The following is a 23,178-nucleotide window of genomic DNA, read 5'->3' on the forward strand; positions in this document are numbered from 1 at the left end:
GCACGATGCGAGCCGATGTGGCCGATGGATTTAGCGAGTGCTTTTCAACAGGCGCAGACCGTTGAAGACAACCAGCAGGCTCGCGCCCATGTCGGCGAAGACGGCCATCCACATGGTGGCGCTGCCGAAGACTGCGAGGACGAAGAACACGGCCTTGATGCCAAGCGCGAGGACGATGTTTTGCCAGAGGATGGCGTGCGTCCGTTTCGAAAGCCGGATGGTCTCGGGCACTTTGCGCAGGTCGTCGTTCATGATGAGCACGTCGGCCGCTTCCTTCGCGGTATCGGTGCCAGCACCGCCCATGGAGAAGCCCACCGACGCCGCAGCCAGGCTCGGCGAATCGTTGACGCCATCGCCGACCATGCCCGTCTGCTGGGTTTGACCCAGCTCGGAAATCACCTTGAGCTTGTCCTCGGGGAGCAGGTTGGCCTGAACGTCGTCGATGCCGACCTGGCCGGCGATTGCCTTGGCGGTCGACGGGTTGTCGCCGGTCAGCATGATTGACCGGATGCCCAGAGTCTTCAGATCGGCGACGGCTTGCCTGCTGGTCTCCTTGACGGTGTCGGCGACCGCGAACAGTCCCAGGACTCGCTCGCTGTCTGCCAGCAATGACAGCGTGTGCCCTTGCGCCTCGTGCTCTTCCAGCCGCGCCTCCAGCTCTGCGGAGCACAGGCCTCGCTCGTGCACCCAGCGGTGATTGCCGAGGATGTACTTACGTCCGTGGATGGTGCCGTGAACGCCTCGGCCCATGTCGGCGCCGAAGTCTTCGACGGCCAGCTCTTCCCCGTCCAAGCCGTTGGACACAGCCTTGGACACCGGGTGGTCAGAGCGCGAGGCCAGGCTCTTGGCAATGCGCAACACCTCGGCTTCAGGAAGGCTCTGCGACAGCGCCGCCTGTGCGACGAGGCGCGGCTTTCCCTCGGTCAGCGTACCGGTCTTGTCGAGCGCGACTACCTTGAGCTTGCGAGCCTCTTCGAGGTAAACGCCACCCTTGATGAGGATGCCGCGTCGCGCCGCGGCAGCCAAGCCGCTGACGACGGTAACCGGCGTCGAGATGACGAGTGCGCAAGGGCAGGCGATGACGAGCAGCACCAGCGCCTTGTAGACCGCCGTCAGCCACGGCCAGCCCATGATGAAGGGCGTTCCGACGGCGACCGCCAGCGCCAGCACGAAGACGGCCGGGGTGTAGATGGCAGCGAACTTGTCGACGAAGCGCTGGGTAGGCGCCCGCTGCCCCTGGGCAGCTTCGACGGCATGGATGATGCGGGCCAGCACTGTGTCGCTGGCGGGCTTGGTCACTTCGAACTCGAGGGCACCGCTCTGGTTGATGGTCCCTGCGAAGACGTCATCGCCCGGTGCCTTGTCGATGGGAATGCTCTCGCCGGTAACGGGGGACTGATCCACAGCGCCCTGGCCCGCGGTCACGCGACCATCAAGGGCGAAGCGTTCGCCAGGCTTCACGCGCGCCGTCGCCCCAACTGCCACCGTCTTGGCGTCCGCGCTGGTCCATGTGCCGTCGGCTTGGCGCACCTCCACCTGTGGCGGTGACAGCGCGAGAAGGCCAGTGATGGCGTTGCGCGCACGCTCAACCGAGCGTGCCTCGATGAGCTCCGCCAGGGAATACAGCGCCATCACCATCGCCGCTTCAGGCCATTGCCCAATGACGAACGCGCCTGCGACCGCCACCGACATCAGGGCGTTGATGTTGAGGTCACGCCGCACGATGGCAGAAAGGCCTTTGCGGAACACGGCAAGACCAGAAAGCCAAATTGCCCCGGCTGCAACAGCCATACCGACGACCTTCCAGGCCAGCATGTCCGGCGCGAAGAAGTCAACCAGCTCCGCAGCAATGGCAACCAGCAGCGCCGCAACCAGGCGCGTCAACTCGGTGCGCTGAGCCTTTGCAGTGTCCTCCGCAGGAGGCGGCGCCGACAGCGTCTCCGTCTTGAAGCCGATGCCATTGATGGCGGCAATGACGGGCTCCCAGGCTGCCGGCGGGGCGTCGATGTCCAGCGCGCGTGCCGGCAGATCGAACCGCAATCCTCGTACTTCGGGGAAACCCTCCAACGCGCGGCGTATCTGTCCTTCCTCGGTCGGGCAGTCCATGGAGGGAATGCGCAGCAGCAGGCCGCCAGACGCAGTGGATGTCTGGGCCTTCGCCGCTGCGACGGATGCAGTGCCACAGCACGACGGCTCACGCCCGTGCTCATGTGCATCGCCATGCCCGTGCTCATGTGCATCGCCATGCCCGTGCCCGTGCCCGGACCCATGAGCATGGCCGTCCTCATGATGGTGCTCCGCGTGGTCACTGTGGTCGTGCTTGTGGGTGCTCATGCTTGATCGTTCTTCAGCTATTGAGGGTATTTGACAACCTGTAGCTGCTACAGAGTCAAGTCCCTACACTTCTGTCCTGTAAGCCCCGGGGGACCCATGAAGATTGGTGACTTGTCCGCTGCGTCAACAACGCCCATCGAGACCATCCGCTTCTACGAGCGGGAGGGGTTGCTGCCTGCGCCTGGCCGTACGCAGGGCAACTTTCGTGTGTACGAGGCGCCGCACCTGGAGCGGCTTCAGTTCATTCGCTACTGCCGAGGCCTCGACATGTCGCTGGACGAGGTTCGTGTTCTGCTGCGCTTCAGGGACGCACCTGGTGAGGACTGCGGGGACGTCAACTCGCTGCTCGACGAGCACATCGGACACGTGTCCAAGCGCATCAAGGAGCTGCGAGCGCTGGAACAGCAGCTCAAGGAACTTCGCCAGCGTTGTGGGGACGCCAGGCGCACGGACCAGTGCGGCATCCTTTCCGGTCTCGCCGAAGCTTCGCAAGAGAAAACGCCGGCGGATCAGAGTGCAAGCCATCTGCGCTCGGTGCACAAGCACTGAGAGTCGGTATACCCGCCGCGCAAACAAAGGGGCGTTGGCTGCTAAAGTTGCTCTCGAGACTGGCGGTGCTGGTCTCCCTGCTTTACCTCCCTGAGCAGGAGCGTCGGCGTGATGACAGCGTCGAAGCTTTATGGCCCCGGCTCTTGCCGGGGCCGCGTTTTTTCTGCCTCGCCTGGACGCCCGCCGCCGGGATTCCAACCGCAAATGGAAACTTGACGGATGCCATGGCAGCGAAAGTTTCATCGTCAAGCCTGCTGCGGCCAAGTCATACCGATAAGCGCAGCTCAAGTGACTTGGCCTGTCGGCTCGTGATGATGGGGATAGTTATTGACGCGTCGCACGCGCATCAAGGCAAACGCGGCTGGGACCACGAAAAGCGACAGCAGCGGTGCCGTCACCATCCCGCCCAGCATCGGCGCAGCAATGCGGCTCATGACCTCGGAGCCCGTGCCAGATCCCCAGACGATGGGCAGCAGGCCGGCGAGGATCACGGCCACCGTCATCGCCTTCGGACGCACGCGCAGCACTGCACCCTCACGGATGGCGTCGAGCACGACCTCGCGTGTGATGGGCATACCGGCGCGCATCCGGTCTTCCAGGGCGTGCTTGAGATACAGCAGCATGACGACGCCGAACTCGGCCGATACGCCCGCCAGCGCGATGAAGCCAACGCCGGTGGCCACGGACAGGTTGTAGCCCAACAGGTAGAGGAACCAGATTCCTCCGGTCAGCGCCAGCGGCAACGTGGCCATGATGAGGGCAGCCTCCTCGGCGCGCCGGAACGTCAGGTACAGCAGCACGAAGATGATCAAGAGCGTGGCAGGCACCACCACCTTGAGCCGTTCGTTGGCCCGCTCCATGTATTCGAACTGGCCAGAGTAGGCCAGGCTCATGCCTGGCTCGAGCCGCACCTGTTGGGCGACCTCCCGCCGCAAATCGCCAACCACCGAGGCGATGTCCCGTCCTCGCACGTCGATGTAGACCCAGCCCGATGGGCGGGCGTTCTCGCTCTTGAGCATGGGTGGTCCGTCAACGAGGGTCACGGCTGCCAGAGTGCCGAGCGTCACCTGCTGGCCAGCGGGCGTGAGCACCGGCAGATTGCGCAGCTTCTCCGGCGTATCGCGCAGCTCGCGCGGATAGCGCAGGTTGATGGGGAAGCGCGCCAGGCCTTCTACCGTCTCGCCGACGTTCTCGCCGCCTATCGCCCCTGAGATCACGGACTGAATGTCGCTCACGTTCATGCCGTAGCGCGCGGCGGCCACGCGGTCGATCTGCACGTCGACATAGCGTCCGCCGGTCAGCCGCTCGGCCAGCGCCGAGCTGACGCCCGGCACGTTCTTGGCGGCCGCCTCGACCTGGGCGGCGATCCGGTCAATCGCGGAGAGATCGGTGCCGGACACCTTCACGCCGATGGGGCTCTTGATGCCGGTGGCCAGCATGTCGATGCGATTGCGGATCGGCGGGATCCAGATGTTGGTCAGGCCCGGCACTTTCACCGTGCGATCAAGCTCCTCGACGAGTTTTTCCGGGGTCATGCCAGGGCGCCACTGATCGCGTGGCTTGAGCTGCACGGTGGTTTCGAACATCTCCAGCGGCGCGGGGTCGGTAGCGGTCTCCGCCCGGCCGGCCTTGCCAAACACCCGTTGCACCTCTGGCACCGTCTTGATCATGCGATCGGTGATCTGCAGCAGCTCGGCGGCCTTCTGGGCGGACAAACCTGGCAGTGCGGAAGGCATGTACAGCAGGTCACCCTCATCCAGCGGCGGCAGGAACTCGCCACCCAGGCGCATCACGGGCCAGGCGGTGGTGGCGAAGACCGCGACGGCCACGACGAGCGTGGCCTTGGGCCAGCGCAGGACCGCGTCCAGCGCGGGGCGGTATAGCGCGATCAGTGCGCGCGTGATGGGGTTGCGCTGTTCGTCGGGAATGCGCCCGCGGATCCAGTAACCCATCAGCACGGGAATGAGGGTGATGGACAGGCCGGCGGCCGCTGCCATGGCATAGGTTTTGGTATAGGCCAGTGGCCCGAACAGCCGTCCTTCCTGCGCCTGCAACGTAAAGACCGGCACGAAGGACAGCGTGATGATCAGCAGCGAGAAGAACAGCGCCGGGCCGACCTCGACTGCGGCGTCGGTGATGACTGCCCAGCGCGCTTCGCCCTTCAGTTCCTCGCCGGGGTGGGCGTGCTGCCAAGCCTCCAGCTTCTTATGCGCGTTCTCGATCATGACGACTGCGGCATCGACCATGGCGCCGATGGCGATGGCGATACCCCCGAGCGACATGATGTTGGCGTTCAACCCCTGCTGCTGCATCACCAGGAAGGCCGCCATCACGCCCAGCGGCAGCGAGATGATTGCCACCAACGCCGAGCGCAGGTGCCACAGGAAAACCACGCAGACCAGGGCGACCACCGCAAACTCTTCGAGCAGCTTCATCGACAGGTTGTCGATGGCGCGCTGGATCAAGGAGCTGCGGTCATAGGTCGTGACGATCTCGACACCCTGAGGCAGGCTGGACTGCAGCTGCTTGAGCTTGTCCTTGATCGCGGCAATCGTCGCCTGGGCGTTCTTGCCGTTGCGCAGGATCACCACGCCGCCGACCGCCTCGCCTTCGCCGTCCAGTTCGGTGATGCCACGGCGCATCTCCGGTCCGACCTGCACGGTCGCGACCTGGCTCAGCAACACCGGCACGCCGTTGCGGCTGGCCAGCACGATGCTGCGGAATTCATCCAGCGACTTCAGGAAGCCGCTGGCGCGCACCATGTACTCGGCCTCGGCCAGCTCCAGCACGGCGCCGCCAGCCTCCTGGTTGCCGTTCATCAGCGCCTCGCGTACCTGGTTATGCGTGATCCCGTAGGCGATGAGCTTGGCCGGGTCGACCACCACCTGGTACTGCTTGACCATGCCGCCCACCGTGGCCACCTCGGCCACGTTGGCGACGGCCTTCAGCTCGAACTTGAGGAACCAATCCTGCAGCGCCCGCAGCTGTGACAGGTCATGGCGACCTGTGCGGTCCACGAGGGCGTACTGGAAGACCCAGCCCACGCCGGTCGCGTCGGGGCCGAGCGAGGGCTTGGCCGTCGCTGGCAGCCGGCCCTGCACCTGGCTGAGGTACTCCAGCACGCGGGAACGAGCCCAGTACAGGTCCGTGCCGTCATCGAACAGCACATAGACGAAGGAGTCGCCGAAGAAGGAGAACGCCCGCACGGCCTTGGCGCCGGGCACCGACAGCATGGTGGTCGCCAGTGGATAGGTGACCTGGTTCTCGACGATCTGTGGCGCCTGGCCGGGGTAGCTGGTGCGGATGATGACCTGTACGTCGGACAGGTCGGGCAGGGCGTCGATCGGTGTCGAGCGCAGCGACAGCACGCCGGCGACGGCGAGGAAGAGCGTGGACAGCAGCACCAGGAAGCGATTGCCGACCGACCAGCGGATCAGCGCGCCGATCATCGTGCGCCTCCCGGTGTCTCGCGCTGCATGGCGACGACTTCATAGCCGTCCTGGCTTTCCCGGAAGGTGAAGCGGACGGTGTCGCCCACCTTCACGCCCTTGGCCAGCTCCGGCCGCGCGAGCCGGAAGCCCATCTGCATGGCTGGCCATTTGAGGGCCGGCACGGCGCTGTGATCCAGCGTGACGCTCTGCCCCGAAAGCTCCACGATCCTGCCGACCGCCTGAAGTGCCGAAACGGCAGAAGCTGTCGATGAGGCCGCCGGCACGGCAGCCGCGCTGGCAGCAGGCGCTGCCGGAGTGGCCTGGCGCTGCAGCACACCCTGCATGCTCGCTTCCGAGTCGATCAGGAATTGGCCGGACGCCACAACCTGTTGGCCGGGCTGCAATCCCTCCAGCACCTCCAGCTTGTCACCCAGCTCGCGACCCAGACGCACCTGGACCGGCGTAAAGCGCCCAAGCTGCTCAGCCACATAGACGACAGCACGCTGGCCTGTGCGGATCACGGCCTCGGCAGGCACGACGAGCACCTCTTCGGCCGTCCCGCCCAGGCGCATCTGAGCAAACATCCCCGCCCGCAGCCGGCCTTGCGGATTTGGGAGCTCGGCCCGGACGCGCAGGGTGCGTGTCTCAGCATTCGCCTCAGGCAGGATCGCTGTGATCTTGCCGCGCAGTGTCTCGCCGGGAAACGCCGCCAACAACACCTCGACGGGCTGTCCGACGCGGGCGACGCTGGCCTGGGTTTCGGGGAGGGCGGCTTCTAGCCAGACGGTCGACAAACCGGTGATGCGGGCGAGGCTCATGCCTTGGGACACTGTCATGCCGGGTCGCACCATCAACTCCTGTACCAGCCCGCCGGTGGGGGCGTGCACGTTGGAGAGCGCCTGTACCTGTCCGCTGTGTTCCACCTGCTGGATCAGGGACGTCGGCATGCCGAGCAGCACCAAGCGCTGGCGGGCCGCGGCGGTCAGGGCCGCATCGCCCGTTTGGCGCACCGCCAGGAATTCCTGCTGGGCGCCTGCCCACTCGGGAACCAGCAGTTCGGCGATGAAGGCACCGTTAGCGACGACATCGCCCGGTGCCAGGCGGGCCACCCGTTGGACGAAGCCAGCGGTGCGCGCCTGCAGGATGGCCACGTCGCGTTCGTTGAGCTGCACGACGGCCGGCACCTGGAACGAGGCGCCGAGCCGCTGCTTCTCCACGGTTGCGGTGCGTACCCCCAGGGTCTGGGCGACGCGCGGGTCGACGGCAACGCCACCTGAGGGCGCCTCATCGGCGTACTTGGGCACCAGCTGCATGTCCATGAACGGCGACTTACCTGGCTTGTCGAACTTCTGCTGCGGCACCATGGGGTCGTACCAATACAGGGCCTTGCGCTCACCGGCCGGACTCTTGGTCGTCTCTTTGGTTCCGGACACCGTGGCGGATGGGTCCGACATCGAGGCCGTACGCCAATGGGCGACGCCGTAGCCCAGGCCTGCGCCCGCAGCGACGAGCAGCATGGCGACGGCGGACAGTTTCTTGTTGGAGGTCATGGGGTCACTCCGCAATGAGATAGGCCAGGCGGGCCTGCTGGGCCAGCACCTGGGCTTGAAGATCGAGACCGCGCAACTGCGCTTCGGCAGCGCTCTTGCGGGCGGTGAGCACGGCACCGAGGTCGGCGCGGCCGGACTGGTAGCTGGCCAGGGTCACCTGGGCGCGCTCCCGGGCAAGCGGTTGCGTGGCGGTTAGCTGGCGCTGCAGCACACGCTCCAGTCGCTGCAACTCCGCAACCTGGGTATCCACCTCGGCGCGGATGCGGCGCAGCGCATCCTCCCGCTCGGCCTCAAGCCGCTCGACGTCCTTACGGCGGGAAGCGACAACGGGTTCCTGGCGCGTGGCCCGTGAGACGGGCAGCTCGAAGGTGAGCTGGAACGAGACCATGTCACCGAAGGACCGTGCGCGGTTGCCGTAGGCGACCTCCCAGCCCCAATCACCCTGGCGCATCGCTTCTGCCTCGCTGAGGTCGGCGCGAGCCATTGCGAGCATCGGGTTGAAGGCCAGCAGTTCGGCATGCCGATCAAGCCCGCCCAGCAATCGCGCCAGGTCCGGCCGCAGCGGGGGCGGTTCAGCCTCAGCGGACAGTTCCGGCTGGTCGCCGGTCCAGCGCCGCAGTTGGACCCGTGCCTGCTCGACGCCGGCCTGCAGTTCGTCCCTTCGGTCGGCCAGCTCCAAGGCCTCCTGGCGCACCATCAGCGCATCGCCGGGCGTGGCGGCTCCGGATGCGACGCGGGCAGACAACGTGTCCTGCAAGAGGCGGTTCTCTTGCTCGAGCGTTGCGAAGACGTTCAGCTTTTGCTCGGCGAAGTGCAGGGCGAGCCAGGCCAGCGCCGCCTCGCGGCGTACCGCCAGGCGTTCGGCTTCCAGCATCGCGTGCTCGCGCTCGGCCTTGGCGTCGGCAGCGTCGCGCTGGGCGGCCCGCTTGGCAGCGTTGGGCACGTCCTGCATGACGCCGACACGTCGCATGGTCATGGACTCGCGGTTCCAGCTGAAACGCTCGCGACCTGAGATCGGGAAGTTCTCGATGCCGACAGCCAGCTTGGGGTCGGGCAGGCGCCCTGCGGCCGTGCGCGCCTGTTGCGCGCCTTCTGCCGCGGCCTGGCGCGCCGTCAGTGCGGCGGAGCGCTGTTCAGCGAGCAACAAGGCCTGTTCGAAGGTGACGGGGGCCGCATGCACGGCGGCGCCTGCAAGTAAGCCTGCCGCGATGACAGCCTTGCGGATGCGGCGGCAGGTAGCTCCTGTGCCGCCGGAGCGGGACCAAGATCCCGCCCAAAAGAAGATGGCCATGATGGCGCTCCACAAAAAGCCTGGAAGCAGTCGGCAAGCGACGCGAGACGTGGGCACGCCGCCGCGCGTGCGGCAGCGCGGACGTCAGGGCTTAATTGCGGAGGACCTGGAGGGTGAGATACACCGGCAGCGTGCCGTCTGGCGGGCCGGTGTGGGCGGTAATGACCGCAGGGAGTGCCTCTGCGGTCTCGGGCGGGAGCCAGAGGGCCAGGCGGGTGAAGAGCTGATCGAGGAGAACCGCGGGCGCAAGGTCAGGCGCCGGCGCGTTGTTGACCGTCTGCTTGTCGCGGTCGCAATGCGCCTTGCACAGCTGCGGCTGTTCGGTGTCCATCCCGGACATCTGGTCGCAGTCGGCCATGCCGGCCATGCTGACCATCGGCATCGACTCCGAGCCGGTCGGGACGGGGCAGGCGTAGGCTGCCGTAGAGAGCTGCAGACACACCAGCACCGCCGCGAGCAAGCTCGCGATCCAGCGCCGGTAGGTCTTGTTCAACATCATGGGCAAAGTCTATCCGCGTGTGGCCGGGGGCGTTAGATCCAGATCAAAGTCTGCGCGTTTCCGTCCAGAGCCAACGCGTAAGCGGTATGCGTCGGCGACGGGTTCCGTCGCCTTACACCACGGCAGGTTTGACACGGAGGGGCCCTTGATCGACCTGGTTATCGCCTCAGATCTGCATGTTCATGACTTCGCTGTAGGCCTGAACCAGCCGGTTGCGCACCTGCAAAGTCGCCTGAAAAGCGATGTTCGACTTTTGTCCGGCGATCATCGTTTCCTCGAGACTGACCGTGGGGTTGTCCAGCGAGAACTCCTTGCTCAACCTGCCCGACTCCTTTTGCAGGTCGCTGGTGGTTTGAAGCGCACTTGCCAAGGCATCCTGAAACCCTCGCCCTTGTACCGAAGCCGGCTTGGTCAGTGCCTCGGCCGAGCGAGCGATCGACTGGATCGAGTCCATCGGCGTCAATCTCATTTGCACAATGCACCTCCCACGGTTCGGTGATCGGAATCGACAGCTGTGATACCGCCAGCCTCGCGGCTGCAACAGGATGCGCTCGTCATAGATGGGAAAACGCCGGAACTGGGTCCGCTAAGGGGCACAGTTCGTGGCCAACGATTCCTTGCCTACCTGCGTAGGCAGCGCTTGAGGGGCTTGCTGCTTTGCCGAGCGACGCCTGCCCATCCAGACATGGAACGGGACCACGGCGCAACTGAGCAGGCCAACTGCAATATGCAGCCAACGGGTAATTTCCCGCCACTCCTCGTCACCGTAGTAGAGGAACCAACCGCTCAAGCCGAGCAGTCCCATGATGATGAGGGTGAACGCACCGGACCAAAGGTTGCGGCGGATGCGCCAGGCCAGCCGGATATGCAGCGGCAGCAAACCTCCGACAACGGTAAGTGCAAGGGCGGCGGCAACGCCGTGTGTCACGAGCAGCCTGTGCTCAGCGGCAAACCAGTTCAACCGCAGCCAGTCATGAACGACGAGCCAGGCAGTTCCGCTTGCTGCGACCACTGCCAACGTGCCATAGGTCGCCCACCGCTGAAAAGCTGGCAGGCGAATGCTGAACGGTTGAGGTCTTGTCGTCGTCATAGTCGGATGACCGTTGCTCGCGCTCGCCTCTGGATGCTGGCGGGAAGGGAGCCTCGCAACGCAACTATTTTCGTGAGCGCATCGGCCTGCAGGCAGCTTTTCGCGACCACAGAAACGCTCCCTGGCAGGCCAACACGCCTCTGGTGCCTCGGATTCACGATGGCACTTGCCGCCTTGCCGTCGTTGCCCAGGTTGGAGGCGAAATAGCTGGCGGACGTCGCGACGGCACCGTTTTGCAGCCGTCCGATCAACTTCATGTCAGTCGGCGACTTCGGGCATCGAACCCAGATTTCTTGTGGCGCCGAGCCGAAGGCGTAGAGGTCGCCCCCGGCGTTGACAAGCCCACTTTGCATGCCCCGACTGCGCAGGACACGCACCGCCTGGTCGACAGCAAATCCTTTTGCGATGCCTCCGAGATCAAGCGAAACCCGTTGGGCGACGTTGACGCGGCCACCCTCTGCCAACCTGATGGCACGGGACATGGACGTTTTGGATCGGCCGACAACGGCGGGGCGTGAGCGAGGTAGCAAGCCGCCTCGCACGAGAACCCGACCGACGTTGCAATCGAAAGCACCGGCGCTCGCCATGTGCAGCTGCAACGCCTCGCTGAGCACAGCGCTCGTCCAGCGATGCACGCGCAGGTGACAGCCAGGGCGAGCCCGGTTGAGCCGGCCCACGTCGCTGTCATGGCGATGAAAGCTCATCAGCCGCTGCACCCGGGCTATGGCCGAGAACGCAGCGCTGACCGCGCCCGTCACCTCGGATTCAGGCACGCCTTCCTGGCCTTGTGCCCGTATGGTGACAAACGTGCCCAGCAATGGCTGCATGCGTTCAACGCTTGCCACTGTGAAGCCCCTTCAACGCCAAGTCATAGACAGCCAGAACCCGCCGCACCCCGTCTGTGATGTGCTTGGAGGACAGCGTGGCGCCCGTGATGTTGGCGATGTCCTTGTTGAGCCTGACTGGCGACGCGGCAGTCTTGCCGACAAACTGCTGCCGCCACGCGGCCCCTCGCACCTCTGAGCCGTAGGTCTCGCGGTATTCGAGGATCTCAATCTGCTTCACGCTGCCATCGAGGTTGAGCCCCACGGCATAGGTGATCAGCTCGTGCTTGCCGACGACTTGATCGACGATGAAGAACCCTTGGCCTTCCACCGACCAGACGCCGTCTTCCCGAAACGGCTCGTGGACGCCCGATCGGGCGAACAGTCCATCACGCTGCTCTGGCGTCATGGCCAGCGCGACCTTGGTGAACTTCCCCGCGGGGAACATGACCTGCTGAGCCTGTTCGGTCGAGAAGAAGACGCTGGCCGAAGCGGCGGTCGAGGCGACAGCCAGGGGAACGGCGAAGAAGGGTTCCCAGCGCATCAGAACGGCACTCCCAGCTTCAGCACGAACTGGTTGCGTGTGTGCTCGTCGCCGTAGATACGGCCGCCGCTGATCACCTCCTTCTGATCATCCTGGAAGCCACTCGCCCAGGGCATCTGGCTGCGCCAGGCCGCCGTCAGCCACCAGCCCTTGGTGGCGTAGTGGACGTTCGGCCCAAGGAACCACGCCGAGTGGTTGGCCACCCCGTACCCGTAGCCCGTGAACTCGCGATGGTTGCGGACTTCGATACCTGCAGACCAGTTGTTCATGAAGCGGTAGGAGACCCCTGTCAGCAGATCGAGCTCCGTCGCCTTTTCGACGTCGCTGCCCCGCTTGTTGTTCTCCAGGGCGGTGCTCAGATTGGTGGCCCAGATGACGCGGTCGTCCAAGAAGTTCTTCTGCAGGATGAGCTTGAATTCCAGCTCCTTGTTGCGACGCCCCCAGGAGGGCTCGACATAGACGGCCAGCCCGACAGGGTCCACCAATGGGTTGGATAGCTGATAGATGTTTTCCCATGACACCGACTCCACGCGACTCATCTTGTAGCGGGATGTGGGATCGAAGGTGTCGGGGATGTCGGTGTTGGGGCCAGCGGTCGTGCCGTCCATCTGGTTGCGATAGGCGCGGATGAAGCGGGAGTTCAGGTAGATGGCCGTTTGATATTTAGACGTGATGCCGAACTCCAGCTCGGAGCGCAAGCGGACGTTGGTGTAGTCGCCCCGTGTCTGCTTGGTCTGAACGTCGACCCATTGCTCGAATTCCCTAGTCCCTGGAGGCGCGACTTCAGCGGTGTAGATCCAGCCCATAGGGGATTCGCCAGCGACGGCGGAGCGAGAAAGAAGGGCCAGGCCAATGACCGTGGCGGTCGCCACGCGCTGAGAAGACAGGAGCATGCTTATCCAATGCAAATGAGAATCGTTATTATTCTCATTGTGTGCGCATGGTGTCAACGTGCAGCTGTCAGCCAGCTTTCTGCAGAAGGAGCGAGAGCGCGGAGCGTCAGTCGGCCAGCTCGTCCAGGATCGGGCAGTCCGGCCGATGGTCCCCGTGGCAGCACTCGGCCAGGCGCTCCAGGGTTCGCTTCATGGCGTCCATCTCCTTCATCCGGACTTCCAGGTCGGCGACGTGCGCCAGCGCGATGCGCTTGACGTTGGCGCTGGCCCGGCGCCGGTCCTGCCAAAGCTTCAGGAGTTCGGCGATCTCCGCCATGCTGAAGCCCAGGTCCCGAGCTCGCCGGATGAAACGCAGGGTGTGCACTTCCTTGTCGGTGTACTGGCGATAGCCGGAGTCGGTCCGCCCGATCTTGGGCAGCAGCCCCAGCGATTCGTAGTGCCGGACCATCTTGGCGGACACCCCCGACTGGCTGGCCGCCTCACCGATGTTGAAGGGGCCGGTCATGCTCATGCTGCTCATTGAATACTTCCTTTCCAGCGGCGCAGCATCAGCGCGTTGGTGACGACGCTCACGCTGCTGAAGGCCATGGCCGCTCCTGCGACCACCGGGCTGAGCAGCCCGAAGGTGGCCAGCGGTATGCCGACGACGTTGTAGGCAAAAGCCCAGAACAAGTTCTGGCGGATCTTGGCGTAGGTGCGCCGCGAGATGTCGATGGCGTCAGCGACCAGCGCCGGGTTGCCCCGCATCAGAGTGATCCCAGCGGCGTGCATGGCCACGTCAGTACCTGTCGACATCGCGATGCCCACGTCGGCAGCCGCCAGGGCAGGGGCGTCGTTGATGCCGTCGCCGACCATCGCCACGCGCCTGTTTCCGCTCTTGAGCTCGGCAACGATATCGGCCTTGTCCTGGGGGAGGAGCTCGGCCCGGAATTCGTCGATCCCGAGCTGGCGGCTGATGGCGGTGGCGCTGCCGCGGTTGTCGCCGGTGAGCATCACCGTGCTGACGTCCATCTCATGCAGGCGCCGAATGGCGTCCACCGCAGACGCCTTGGCCGCGTCACCGAACGCCAGCAGTCCAAGCAGGTGAGGGCGCTCACCAGCTTCGGCGAGCCAGGACACCGTGCGTCCCTGAGCTTCCAGCGCGGCGGCGATCTTGGCCATCGCCGACAGGTCGACGTTGAGTTCCTGCATGAACCGCGTGCTGCCCAGCCTGAGGTTTCGGCCGCGCACGACGGCCGCCATCCCACGTCCGGCAATTGCTCGGACCTCGCTGGCCGGCGGCACACCGACCCGCTCCCGCTTGGCAGCCTCGATGACAGCACGCGCCAGCGGATGCTCGCTGTTGTTCTGGATGGCTGCAGCCGCTCCGAGCATGCTGCTGGTGTTGCCATCGACCGCCTCAAACGCCACGAGTTCCGGCTTGCCCTCGGTCAGCGTCCCGGTCTTGTCGAAGGCGACGACCTTGACGCTGTGCGCGACCTCGAGTGCTTCGGCGTCCTTGATCAGAATCCCGTGACGTGCGGCAACGCCGGTGCCGGCCATGATGGCGGTGGGCGTGGCCAGGCCAAGGGCGCACGGGCAGGCAATGACCAGCACTGCAACGGCATTGAGGATCGCAGCCTCCCAGTTGCCCGTGCCCAGCCCCCAGCCCAGCAGTGTCAGGGCAGCGATGCCGATGACCACCGGGACGAACACGGCGCTCACCTGGTCGACAAGTCGCTGGATAGGCGCCTTTTTCGCCTGCGCCGACTCGACAAGCCGAACGATGCGTGCGAGGGTGGATTCGGCACCGACCGCCGTGGTCCGGATGAGCAGCAGACCCTCAGCGTTGACGGAGCCGCCGGTCACGCGGTCACCGACATGCTTGGCCACGGGCAGGCTTTCACCGGTGATCAGCGATTCGTCGATCTCGCTGGCACCCTCAACCACCTCGCCGTCGACAGGAATCCGCTCGCCCGGGCGCACGACAACCTGGTCGTCAACACGAACCTCGGCGATCGCCACATCCAGATCGGCACCGATGCGGCGAACCCGGGCTCGTTCGGGGCGGAGGGCGTTGAGCGCGCGAATCGCCTCCGTGGTCTGCCGCTTGGCACGCGTCTCCAGCCACTTGCCGAGCAGGACCAGCGTGATAACGACCGCCGAGGCTTCGAAGTACAAGTGGTTCATGCCCCGGTCGCCATGGACCCACAGCTGATAGGCGCTCAAGCCGTAGCCCGCACTTGTGCCCAGGGCGACGAGCAAGTCCATATTCCCGGCGCCGGCGCGCAACGCTTTCCATCCAGCCCGGTAGAAGCGCGCGCCAAGCCAGAACTGGACCGGCGTGGCCAACGCGAGTTGCAGCCAGCCCGGGAGCATCCAGTGGGCACCGAACAGCGTGGCGAACATCGGAAGCACGAGCGGGGCGGAGAGCGCCATGGCCACCGCGATGGGCCACCATTCGGGCAAAGCCGGTTTTGCCGACGGAGCATCCCGGCCGCTTAAATCATTGGCACTGGCTGCAGCTGAACCAGGGGCGGGTACGACGCGCGAGGCGTAGCCGGCCTTGTCGACGGCCGACAGTAACGCGGCGAGGTCGGCTTCCCGTGTTGTGACCTTGACGTGGGCTTGCTCGGTGGCGAGGTTGACCTCTGCCGCGGTCACCCCGGGCACCTTTTTCAAGGCCTTCTCGACGCGCGCGACGCAGGATGCGCAGGTCATGCCCTCGACCTGGAGCGTCACGGCCTGCTCGGGAACGTCGTAGCCGGCTTTCTGGACCGCGGCGCGCAGGCTGTCGAGGCTGACCTCGGGCCCGGCGTCGACCGTGGCGGCCTCGGTGGCGAGGTTGACGGTGGCCTCACGCACGCCAGGCAGCTTGGACAGCGCCTTCTCGACACGGCTCACGCAAGATGCGCAGGTCATGCCCGCCACGGGAAGCTGCCACTGCCGGGTGGCGGCGCTGGGTGTGATGGAGGCCGTCGTGTTCATGGTTTTCCTTTTCCGGCGCGTCGTGTGTCGGCCATGAACGGAAGTCTCAAGCTTGCCATGATGGGAAGGTCAAGCGGTTTTTGCGTAGAACTTTCGGCGACCCGCCGCGACCGGCGTGTCTCAGCCCAGCAGCCGGACCCGCTCCTCGATGAAGCCGGCAATCTGGGCCGGCGTGAAGCGCCGGGCGTCGACGTAGCCGTCGGTCTTGAAGACCCCTTCCACGGGCCCGTCGTCGGTGCGGACGAACATGATCCGGCCGTGATCGCGCTCCATGAGGATCTCCTTGATCGCCCGGAACTCGATGCCGCACCATTCCTTGCGCTGGTAGTCGCCGCCGATGAAGACGACGATCAGCTTGGAGCGATTGCGGTAGAGGTCCTGCAGCAGGTTGTCCAGCGAAGGACGGGCCAGCTGCGACACGTAGTTGTTGTCGTAGAAGTAGGAGTTGGGCCCGAGGCGCCGTTCCAGCTCGGCGGCCACCGCTTCCACCGTCGCTCGGGCTTCCCCGGGGAAAGACAGGCCGACGTCGAACACATGGGTGGTGATGTCGACTGCTCGCGAGATGTCGCGGACCCAGGGCGGCAGCGCGATGCCGGTGGCCCGCAGCTCCTTGGCCAGGTTGACCTCCTTGACCGCCCAATGGGTGCGGTTCAATTCCCACTTGCCGATGTCCAGCTCGAAGGAGTACGTGACGAGGTCCTTGGCCGACAGGAAGGGCTGCACAGCCTGCAGCTCGTATTCCAGGCGCACCTGGCCCTGGCGCTTGGTGATGTCGGTCAGCACGCCAAACTGGGGCGGCGTGCTGCTCGGGGTCTCATACGCGAAGATGCAGGGGAGCTTCTTCAGCTCGTTGATCGCCCCAGCGTCCAACGCTTCGAACTTGCGGCTGATTTCCTTGTCGGTGTACTCGCACACGCAGCGCGACGCCTCGATGGTCCAGGGGCTGCCGTCCCAGGTCCCGTCTCTGCCAGATACCAGCAGGTTGTACATGCGCTTCCCATGTCGTTGACTTGATGGCGGCTATTTTCCCGCGCGAAGGCGAAGCGAGTTGAAGACGACGCTGACCGACGACAGGCTCATGGCCAGGGCGGCGATCATGGGCGACAAGACCCAGCCCGTGAACGGGTAGAGCACGCCGGCGGCCAGCGGCACACCCAGCGAGTTGTAGATAAAGGCGAACATCAGGTTCTGCCGCATGTTGGCGACCGTCGCCTCGGAGATGGCCCGGGCCCGGGCGATGCCGCGCAAGTCACCCTTGACCAAGGTGACCTGGGCGCTGTTCATCGCCACGTCGGTGCCGGTGCCCATGGCGACGCCCACATCGGCCTTGGCCAGTGCAGGGGCGTCGTTGATGCCGTCTCCGGCCATGCCGACCACGCGACCCTCCTTTTGCAGGCGGTCGACGAGGGCCAGCTTGTCGGCTGGCTTCACTTCGCCGTGGAACTCGTCGATGCCCAGTTGGCGGGCGACGGATTCGGCGGTGGTCAAGCCGTCGCCGGTGGCCATGACCACCCGCATCCCAGCGCTCCGAAGACTCTGCACCGCCTCTGGTGTGCTCTGCTTGATCGGGTCCGATACGGCCAGGATCCCGAGCAGCCAGCCGTCCTCCGCGAGGAACATGACGCTGCTGCCCTTTTGCCGCAGTTCCTCTGCCGGGGCGCGAAGCGGTGACACATCGACCCCGTCCTGTCCCATCAACGCGGTGTTGCCCAGCGCCAACCGGCGACCGGAAACCTGGCCGCGGACGCCGATACCGGTGGACGACTCGAAATCAACGGCCTGTTCCAGCGGCAGCTTACGGGCGCGGCCGGCGTCCACGATGGCATGGGCCAGCGGATGCTCACTGCCTTGGTCCAGGCTGGCCGCCAGAAGGAGGATTTCGTCGTCAGACCGTCCTGGGACGGCGATGGCTCGCTCGAACGTCGGTTTGCCCTCCGTCAGCGTGCCGGTCTTGTCCACGATCATGGTGTCGACGCGGCGGAAGTTCTCGATCGCCGAGGCGTCACGGAACAAGATGCCCTGCGTTGCCGCCTTGCCCGTCGCAACCATGATGGACATCGGGGTCGCCAAGCCAAGAGCGCAAGGGCAGGCGATGATCAGCACCGAGACGGCGTTGATAAGCCCGTATTGCCAGCCCTGGGGACCACCGAGCAGACCCCACGCGAAGAAGGCGGTCAGCGCGATGCCGATCACGACGAGCACGAACCAGCCGGCGACCTGGTCGGCCATGCGTTGCATCGGCGCCTTCGAACGCTGAGCCTGCGCGACCATCTGCACGATCTGGGACAGCATGGTCTGGGAGCCCACCCGCTCGGACTGCATCACCAGCGACCCGGTGGTGTTGATCGTCGCGCCGATGACCTTGTCGCCGGGACGTTTCATCACGGGAACCGGCTCGCCCGTCAGCATGGCCTCGTCGATCGCGCTGGAACCTTCGAGGACCACGCCGTCGACTGGGACTTTTTCACCAGGCCGCACGCGCAGCCGATCGCCGACGTGCACATGGGTGAGCGGCACGTCGGCCTCGGAGCCGTCCGGCTCGATGCGGCGGGCGGTCTTGGGCGCCAGCCCGAGCAACGACTTGATGGCCGCAGAGGTCTGCGAACGAGCCCGCAGTTCCAGCATCTGACCCAACAGTGTGAGCGAGATGATGACGGCCGCAGCTTCAAAGTAGACACCGATGCGGCCATGAGCCGCGAAGCTCTGCGGGAAGAGTTGCGGCGCCGCGGTCGCCACGACGCTGTAGAGGAACGCGGCGCCGGTGCCGATGCCAATCAACGTCCACATGTTGGGACTGCGGTGCAGCAGAGACTGCCAGCAGCGCTCGAAGAAGGGCCAGCCCGCCCAGAAAACGATGGGCAGCGAAAGCACCAGTTCGAGCCAGCTTTGCGCAGCGGGCGCCATCAGGCCCAGGCGGTGTCCGCCCATTGCCAGGACCGTGACCACGACCGTCAGCGGCAACGTCCACCAGAAGCGGCGGGAGAAGTCGCGCAGCTCCGGGTTGTCGTCGTCTGCCGTCGCCTCCGGGATCAGCGGCTCCAGCGTCATCCCGCACTTGGGGCAGTTGCCCGGCCGATCCTGTCGAATCTCCGGGTGCATGGGACAGGTGTAGATCGTCGCGCTCGCCGCAGCCGCTTCTCCCACGTTGGAGATCGCGGCCGCGGCAGGCCGCAACGCGGCGGCGGGGCCCGCCGACGCCGGCGGCTCGTCGGGCACCGCCCCGTGGTCATGGTGTTTGTGTGCGGCCGACATGCCGTGGACGGCATGATGTCCATGGTGGTCGCTGCCCTTGGCTTTGGCCGAGGCGCCTTGCAGGACGAGGTTCATGCCGCATTTCGGACAACGCCCGGGTGCCGGCTGCTGGACCTCAGGGTGCATCGGGCAGCTGTACTGTGGCGTCACGTCTGGCGCGGACGGGTGCTGGCCGTGGTCGTCATGGGAATGGTGATCCAACTTGTTCTCCACATTGAACCTGCAGCGGTCGCCGGGCCGGCCGCCAGAACTCAATCGTCGTCTTTTGGACGCTCAATGTGCTCTTTCTGATGTGCGCCGTGACCGTGGCGGTGTCCGAAGAGATGCATCAGTGGGCATGCCAGCAGAAGCAGGAAGGGCACCGCCTGCAGGACGTGGTCGAAATGGCGTGTCAACAGGAAGTAGGCGCCAATGGCACCAAGCACCCAGGCGACGACGGCAACGAAGCGGCGAGCCGGGCGATTCGAGGAGGAGGTGGGCGTGTTCATGAGCCCATGCTCGGTGAACTGGCGGCCCCACCCCTTGACCTCGATCAAGCGCCCGCCTCAGTGGCACCCACCGCAACAGCTTGCACCGGCCTGGGAGGACGGCGTTGCTGCTGCCGAGGCCGGGATCGGTGTGTAGCCGGCTTCTTGGATCGCTTCCTTGAAGTCGGCCTCATCGCCTGATTTGGATTCGATCTGGACGCGCTTGGTGGCAAGGTCGACGGAGACGTCGGCGTCCTTGTCCGCTTGTTTCACCGCCTTGGTGATCATGCTCACGCAGTGGCCGCAGGTCATGTCGTTGACTTCAAAAGTGATCATCTACAACTCCAGGTTGGTTACTCGGTGCATGCACTTTGAAGCTTCCCACCGTGGCAAGGTCAAGCGGTTTTGCGCAAATTGTTTTTATGTGCCGCGGACCGTTCAATCACCGTGATTGCCACCGCTGTGCTGGCCCTTCGGCCCTCCACGGCTGCCCGCAAGCGGCTCACGCCCCTTGAAGGGCTGGTAGTCAGCGACGCCAAAGTGCCGCTTGAGCTCGTTTCGCATCATCTCGATGTCAGCCGTTTGGCTCATCCACATGGTCCGGCATTCCCTGCGCAATTCTTCGTGGCTCAGGTCGCTGCCGGTGACGCACGCGTTGACGGGTTCCATCAGGGTGTAGTGGTGGCGGCTGAAGACTTCATAGAACAGGTGATTGAAGTCGGCACCTGGCCGTGCCTGGTCCAGCACGGCGATCATGCGGCGGCTTTCGTCGCGAAGCTTGGGCTGGTAGTCGATGCCGTACCAGTCGCGCAGGAAGCCTTTGAGCGTAAGAATCTCTTCGCGCTGCATGCGGTTGTTGCGCCGTGCCATCGACTTCAGGTCGTCCAGCGTGGCCTTGGCTGGCGTCACGGCGAAGCCGGGCGTCGGTGAGGTGCCCTCGGACGGTGAAATCTCACCGTTGCGCTGTACGTCCGTTCCGGCAGCCAGCTCGGTGATCCGCAGCGCTGCGTAGTGGTGATCGATGCTCATCTGCAGGAACTCGATCTCGAATGCGGCAGTCAGTCCAACGCCCGGGGCGTCGGCCTTGGCCGTGAAGGGCACCACGAGGGATGTGCAGGTCACCGCAATGGCAGCCCAGCGGGTAAGAAGTCGTGTAGTCATGTCATGTCTCGGCAAGGGGAGGGGGACGCCGCGCCGTTTGATGGCCTCGCAGAGGCTCCACAGCCAGAGCGTCGGCTGCATCGCTCGCGCCTCAGGGGCGGATTGCGGCAGCGCTTGGAACGGCGCTGATCAATGCGAGTGATCGGTGCCGGACTGACCTGTTGTGGAAGTCGATGCCTGAGCCATGCGACGGCACTCGTCGGCGCAACGACGGCACGCCTCGGCGCACGCTTGGCAGTGGTCCATCTGGTGCTTGGCGCACTCCTCGGCACATGCCTCGCAGATGTCAGAGCAAAGCGTGCAAATCGCCGGTGCGTTCTCGCTGCCCCGAGCCATGGCGGCCGAGGCAAGTTGGCAGATGGCTGCGCAATCCATGTCCAGCGCGATGCAGCGCGCCATCATCTTCACGTCCTGCTCTTGCAGGCATGCCGTCGAGCAGTGATTGCACGCGGCGGCGCATTGATCGCAGGCCTCGATGCACGAGGCGTGTTGTTGGTGGGCCATGTTCTTGCTCCTTCGATGAAACCGGAAATTCGGCTCCCTCAAAAGGCAAGACGCGCGCCCACTGCTACCCCAGCCAAAGACCCAAACACAAGCGCACCGACCCCTGCCTGCGCTGTCCGCGAGACGTCGGTCGATGCTTCAGGAAGATGTTGCAGTCGTTCAGGTCAAAACTACATCTGGCTGGGGTCGGAGGCAAAGAGGCTGGGTACACGCTTGCGATGAAAGCCACGACGGGCGGTGGCTCTTGCAGCGCGCATAGGCCACCTTAGAAGCTCCTACCGAACGCCAAACGCACACGGAGATGACATTTCCGTAATGTTCGGCGCCCTCGATGGGCGAGCGGATTTAATGCCGCCGGCAGGCCGCCGTGACAGCGGATGACGGCGCAGCCGGCTTCACTTCAAACGCGGGGGTAGCGAGCGTTCGTGCTTGACCTTCCCATCGGGGCAACCTTCATGATCTGCGGCTCGCGTCCTGCGCAGGGCGCCGACGAGCGACATACCTCATGACCTCACCGCAAGAGCTGGGACATTTCGAGCATCGGTTTGAGGCCAGATCCGAAGCGCGCCGCCGCCTCCCGATGCTGTTGCAGCTGGCTGTACGGAAGGTAGCGGATGCCGAGCTCCGACACGCGGGAGAACGCCGGTCGCCTCAGCTGCAGTTGAACATCGTCGCGCCGGCTGTCGGGCGCCACAAGGAACAGCGTGCTGCCCGCGCCGACTGTGGTCCCCAGCGCCAGGTCCAGCATGCGCACGATGCCCGAATAGATCGATGTCGAGTGCTCGACCTCGAACGCGGCGCACACCTTGCCGCTTCCTGCCTCGAGCCAGACCACGTCGATGAGCCGGACCGACTCTGCGCCGGCCGTGCTGGCGCGGGTGAGCTCAGCGGTGCAACCGTCTCCGAGTTGGCCGTCGCCATAGGCCCGGCCTCGATCATTGGTGGCGATCCACACCTCGAACCCCAGCGCCTTGCCGAGGTCCCTCAGCCAGCCTTGAATCTGCGTGTGCGTGGTGTCGCTCTCCCGTTCAGCCGCCCACTGCTTCTGCAGGGCCGCAGACTCGGCGCGCACCTGCGCCAGGTCGGCTTCCCAGGCCTGAAGGCGTGCACTGTCAGTGGCCAACGGAGGCGCCTGGTAGCGACCCGAGCCGATTTCGAACAGCAAACCAGCCAGCGCGCCAAGGTCGTTGGACAGGCGCGTGCGGTGTTGAGTATTCAGCCGGATCGCCCCCTCGCGCATGGACAGGTAGTGGTCCCAGCGACCAAGCTTCACATTGCTGCCCGTCACCGCGTTGTAGCCCTTGACGATGGCGGTGTTGAACGGCAGGACCAGCGTGGGGTGGATGAAGTACAGCAGGTTTGCGACCGCTGGGCCCAGCCCCTTGATCTGCTGCGCGTCGATGCGCTGGATCGCGTCGATGACCGCCTCCGCGGTATCGCAGCAGTCACACGCGTGCAGCAGCCGCGCAAACGCCCGTTGGTTGTCGGCGTTTTCGTAGATGTCGGGGATGCGGAGCTTGGGCTTCCACAAGAAGGCGTGGTCCGCACCCTTGAAGATCTGCCGCTGCTCGGCAACCGAGCCCACCACCGTCTCCAACGTCGAACCACGGTACGCGTTGCCGAAGGTTCCGGCCTCGATGTCCTTCACCACCTCGCCGATGCCTCGGCGGATCGACCGGAAATTCTTCAGCCGCTCTTCCCACAGGAACCAGCTGTTGTAGGTGCTGTGCGGATCGGCCTTCCAGTGGTCAATCAGCAAGGCAAGGCTGTCGTGCATTCAATCCTCCCAGATCAAGGTGGATTGTGGCGGTGGCCATGCCCA

At 65.1% G+C, this 23,178-nt stretch carries 20 protein-coding genes; 1 reads left to right on the forward strand and 19 read right to left on the reverse strand.

From position 1 onward, the window contains the following. Positions 1-30: 30 nt before the first annotated feature. Positions 31-2,334, reverse strand: a complete 2,304-nt coding sequence (locus tag AC07VX_RS08095) for a heavy metal translocating P-type ATPase (protein WP_378990653.1) — start codon at positions 2,332-2,334, stop codon at positions 31-33. A 96-nt stretch (positions 2,335-2,430) separates the two neighbouring features. On the opposite strand from AC07VX_RS08095, the gene cadR reads away from it, so the two are divergent. Continuing rightward, complete coding sequence (gene cadR, locus AC07VX_RS08100; protein ID WP_088481162.1) at positions 2,431-2,883, forward strand: Cd(II)/Pb(II)-responsive transcriptional regulator; 453 nt, start codon at positions 2,431-2,433, stop codon at positions 2,881-2,883. Positions 2,884-3,167: 284 nt separating this feature from the next. Here cadR and AC07VX_RS08105 read toward each other — a convergent pair whose 3' ends face one another. From AC07VX_RS08105 to AC07VX_RS08190, 18 genes are all read right to left on the reverse strand, one after another. Further along, positions 3,168-6,332 (reverse strand): efflux RND transporter permease subunit, encoded by a 3,165-nt coding sequence (locus tag AC07VX_RS08105; RefSeq protein WP_268149209.1) that lies wholly within the window; start codon positions 6,330-6,332, stop codon positions 3,168-3,170. After that, positions 6,329-7,864, reverse strand: a complete 1,536-nt coding sequence (locus tag AC07VX_RS08110; RefSeq protein WP_088481160.1) for an efflux RND transporter periplasmic adaptor subunit — start codon at positions 7,862-7,864, stop codon at positions 6,329-6,331. Before AC07VX_RS08110 ends, AC07VX_RS08105 begins: the two co-directional genes overlap by 4 nt. Positions 7,865-7,868: 4 nt before the next feature. Further along, a complete protein-coding gene (locus tag AC07VX_RS08115; RefSeq protein ID WP_088481159.1) occupies positions 7,869-9,155 on the reverse strand; it encodes a TolC family protein in 1,287 nt (428 codons plus the stop codon). Between the two features lie 91 nt (positions 9,156-9,246). After that, on the reverse strand, positions 9,247-9,654 hold the full coding sequence (locus AC07VX_RS08120; RefSeq protein ID WP_088481158.1) for a hypothetical protein: 408 nt from the start codon (positions 9,652-9,654) through the stop codon (positions 9,247-9,249). Between the two features lie 166 nt (positions 9,655-9,820). Continuing rightward, positions 9,821-10,108: a flagellar hook-basal body complex protein FliE gene (gene fliE / locus AC07VX_RS08125; protein ID WP_088482370.1), complete on the reverse strand. Its 288-nt coding sequence runs from the start codon at positions 10,106-10,108 to the stop codon at positions 9,821-9,823. A gap of 132 nt (positions 10,109-10,240) precedes the next feature. Further along, the gene (locus tag AC07VX_RS08130) at positions 10,241-10,744 is read right to left on the reverse strand and encodes a DUF2231 domain-containing protein (protein ID WP_144397091.1); all 504 of its coding nucleotides are present in this window, start codon (positions 10,742-10,744) and stop codon (positions 10,241-10,243) included. Beyond that, a complete protein-coding gene (locus AC07VX_RS08135; RefSeq protein WP_088481156.1) occupies positions 10,741-11,571 on the reverse strand; it encodes an FAD:protein FMN transferase in 831 nt (276 codons plus the stop codon). The genes AC07VX_RS08130 and AC07VX_RS08135 overlap by 4 nt, the downstream gene beginning before the upstream one ends. A 4-nt stretch (positions 11,572-11,575) precedes the next feature. Next, the gene (locus tag AC07VX_RS08140) at positions 11,576-12,112 is read right to left on the reverse strand and encodes an FMN-binding protein (RefSeq protein WP_088481155.1); all 537 of its coding nucleotides are present in this window, start codon (positions 12,110-12,112) and stop codon (positions 11,576-11,578) included. After that, positions 12,112-13,005, reverse strand: coding sequence for a DUF6662 family protein (locus AC07VX_RS08145; protein ID WP_268149199.1), 894 nt, complete (start codon positions 13,003-13,005; stop codon positions 12,112-12,114). The genes AC07VX_RS08140 and AC07VX_RS08145 overlap by 1 nt, the downstream gene beginning before the upstream one ends. Before the next feature lie 106 nt (positions 13,006-13,111). Next, a complete protein-coding gene (gene cueR / locus AC07VX_RS08150) occupies positions 13,112-13,516 on the reverse strand; it encodes a Cu(I)-responsive transcriptional regulator (RefSeq protein WP_268149197.1) in 405 nt (134 codons plus the stop codon). A gap of 5 nt (positions 13,517-13,521) precedes the next feature. Beyond that, positions 13,522-15,972, reverse strand: a complete 2,451-nt coding sequence (locus AC07VX_RS08155) for a heavy metal translocating P-type ATPase (RefSeq protein WP_493164238.1) — start codon at positions 15,970-15,972, stop codon at positions 13,522-13,524. Between the two features lie 120 nt (positions 15,973-16,092). After that, the gene (locus AC07VX_RS08160) at positions 16,093-16,962 is read right to left on the reverse strand and encodes a TIR domain-containing protein (protein ID WP_268149193.1); all 870 of its coding nucleotides are present in this window, start codon (positions 16,960-16,962) and stop codon (positions 16,093-16,095) included. Positions 16,963-16,992: 30 nt separating this feature from the next. Beyond that, the gene (locus tag AC07VX_RS08165) at positions 16,993-19,425 is read right to left on the reverse strand and encodes a copper-transporting P-type ATPase (protein ID WP_276597079.1); all 2,433 of its coding nucleotides are present in this window, start codon (positions 19,423-19,425) and stop codon (positions 16,993-16,995) included. Positions 19,426-19,475: 50 nt separating this feature from the next. Next, positions 19,476-19,712 (reverse strand): DUF2933 domain-containing protein, encoded by a 237-nt coding sequence (locus AC07VX_RS08170; protein WP_268149191.1) that lies wholly within the window; start codon positions 19,710-19,712, stop codon positions 19,476-19,478. Positions 19,713-19,769: 57 nt separating this feature from the next. Continuing rightward, positions 19,770-20,027 carry a heavy-metal-associated domain-containing protein gene (locus AC07VX_RS08175; protein WP_268149189.1) on the reverse strand — a complete coding sequence of 86 codons (258 nt, stop codon included), beginning with the start codon at positions 20,025-20,027 and terminating at the stop codon, positions 19,770-19,772. A gap of 102 nt (positions 20,028-20,129) precedes the next feature. Then, the gene (locus tag AC07VX_RS08180; protein WP_378990647.1) at positions 20,130-20,933 is read right to left on the reverse strand and encodes a DUF305 domain-containing protein; all 804 of its coding nucleotides are present in this window, start codon (positions 20,931-20,933) and stop codon (positions 20,130-20,132) included. Between the two features lie 48 nt (positions 20,934-20,981). Beyond that, complete coding sequence (locus AC07VX_RS08185; RefSeq protein WP_268149185.1) at positions 20,982-21,356, reverse strand: four-helix bundle copper-binding protein; 375 nt, start codon at positions 21,354-21,356, stop codon at positions 20,982-20,984. A 511-nt stretch (positions 21,357-21,867) separates the two neighbouring features. Next, complete coding sequence (locus AC07VX_RS08190) at positions 21,868-23,133, reverse strand: type II restriction enzyme NmeDI-related protein (protein ID WP_268149183.1); 1,266 nt, start codon at positions 23,131-23,133, stop codon at positions 21,868-21,870. Positions 23,134-23,178 lie beyond the last annotated feature (45 nt).

Source organism: Roseateles sp. GW821-FHT03B02, from assembly GCF_059421025.1.

Excerpts from the sequence above, each read along its gene's own strand:
- AC07VX_RS08095 (WP_378990653.1), bottom strand. The coding sequence starts at position 2,334 with ATGAGCACCCACAAGCACGACCACAGTGACCACGCGGAGCACCATCAT.
- cadR (WP_088481162.1), top strand. The coding sequence starts at position 2,431 with ATGAAGATTGGTGACTTGTCCGCTGCGTCAACAACGCCCATCGAGACC.
- AC07VX_RS08105 (WP_268149209.1), bottom strand. The coding sequence starts at position 6,332 with ATGATCGGCGCGCTGATCCGCTGGTCGGTCGGCAATCGCTTCCTGGTG.
- AC07VX_RS08110 (WP_088481160.1), bottom strand. The coding sequence starts at position 7,864 with ATGACCTCCAACAAGAAACTGTCCGCCGTCGCCATGCTGCTCGTCGCT.
- AC07VX_RS08115 (WP_088481159.1), bottom strand. The coding sequence starts at position 9,155 with ATGGCCATCTTCTTTTGGGCGGGATCTTGGTCCCGCTCCGGCGGCACA.
- AC07VX_RS08120 (WP_088481158.1), bottom strand. The coding sequence starts at position 9,654 with ATGATGTTGAACAAGACCTACCGGCGCTGGATCGCGAGCTTGCTCGCG.
- fliE (WP_088482370.1), bottom strand. The coding sequence starts at position 10,108 with ATGGACTCGATCCAGTCGATCGCTCGCTCGGCCGAGGCACTGACCAAG.
- AC07VX_RS08130 (WP_144397091.1), bottom strand. The coding sequence starts at position 10,744 with ATGACGACGACAAGACCTCAACCGTTCAGCATTCGCCTGCCAGCTTTT.
- AC07VX_RS08135 (WP_088481156.1), bottom strand. The coding sequence starts at position 11,571 with ATGCAGCCATTGCTGGGCACGTTTGTCACCATACGGGCACAAGGCCAG.
- AC07VX_RS08140 (WP_088481155.1), bottom strand. The coding sequence starts at position 12,112 with ATGCGCTGGGAACCCTTCTTCGCCGTTCCCCTGGCTGTCGCCTCGACC.
- AC07VX_RS08145 (WP_268149199.1), bottom strand. The coding sequence starts at position 13,005 with ATGCTCCTGTCTTCTCAGCGCGTGGCGACCGCCACGGTCATTGGCCTG.
- cueR (WP_268149197.1), bottom strand. The coding sequence starts at position 13,516 with ATGAGCATGACCGGCCCCTTCAACATCGGTGAGGCGGCCAGCCAGTCG.
- AC07VX_RS08155 (WP_493164238.1), bottom strand. The coding sequence starts at position 15,972 with ATGAACACGACGGCCTCCATCACACCCAGCGCCGCCACCCGGCAGTGG.
- AC07VX_RS08160 (WP_268149193.1), bottom strand. The coding sequence starts at position 16,962 with ATGTACAACCTGCTGGTATCTGGCAGAGACGGGACCTGGGACGGCAGC.
- AC07VX_RS08170 (WP_268149191.1), bottom strand. The coding sequence starts at position 19,712 with ATGAACACGCCCACCTCCTCCTCGAATCGCCCGGCTCGCCGCTTCGTT.
- AC07VX_RS08175 (WP_268149189.1), bottom strand. The coding sequence starts at position 20,027 with ATGATCACTTTTGAAGTCAACGACATGACCTGCGGCCACTGCGTGAGC.
- AC07VX_RS08180 (WP_378990647.1), bottom strand. The coding sequence starts at position 20,933 with ATGCAGCCGACGCTCTGGCTGTGGAGCCTCTGCGAGGCCATCAAACGG.
- AC07VX_RS08185 (WP_268149185.1), bottom strand. The coding sequence starts at position 21,356 with ATGGCCCACCAACAACACGCCTCGTGCATCGAGGCCTGCGATCAATGC.
- AC07VX_RS08190 (WP_268149183.1), bottom strand. The coding sequence starts at position 23,133 with ATGCACGACAGCCTTGCCTTGCTGATTGACCACTGGAAGGCCGATCCG.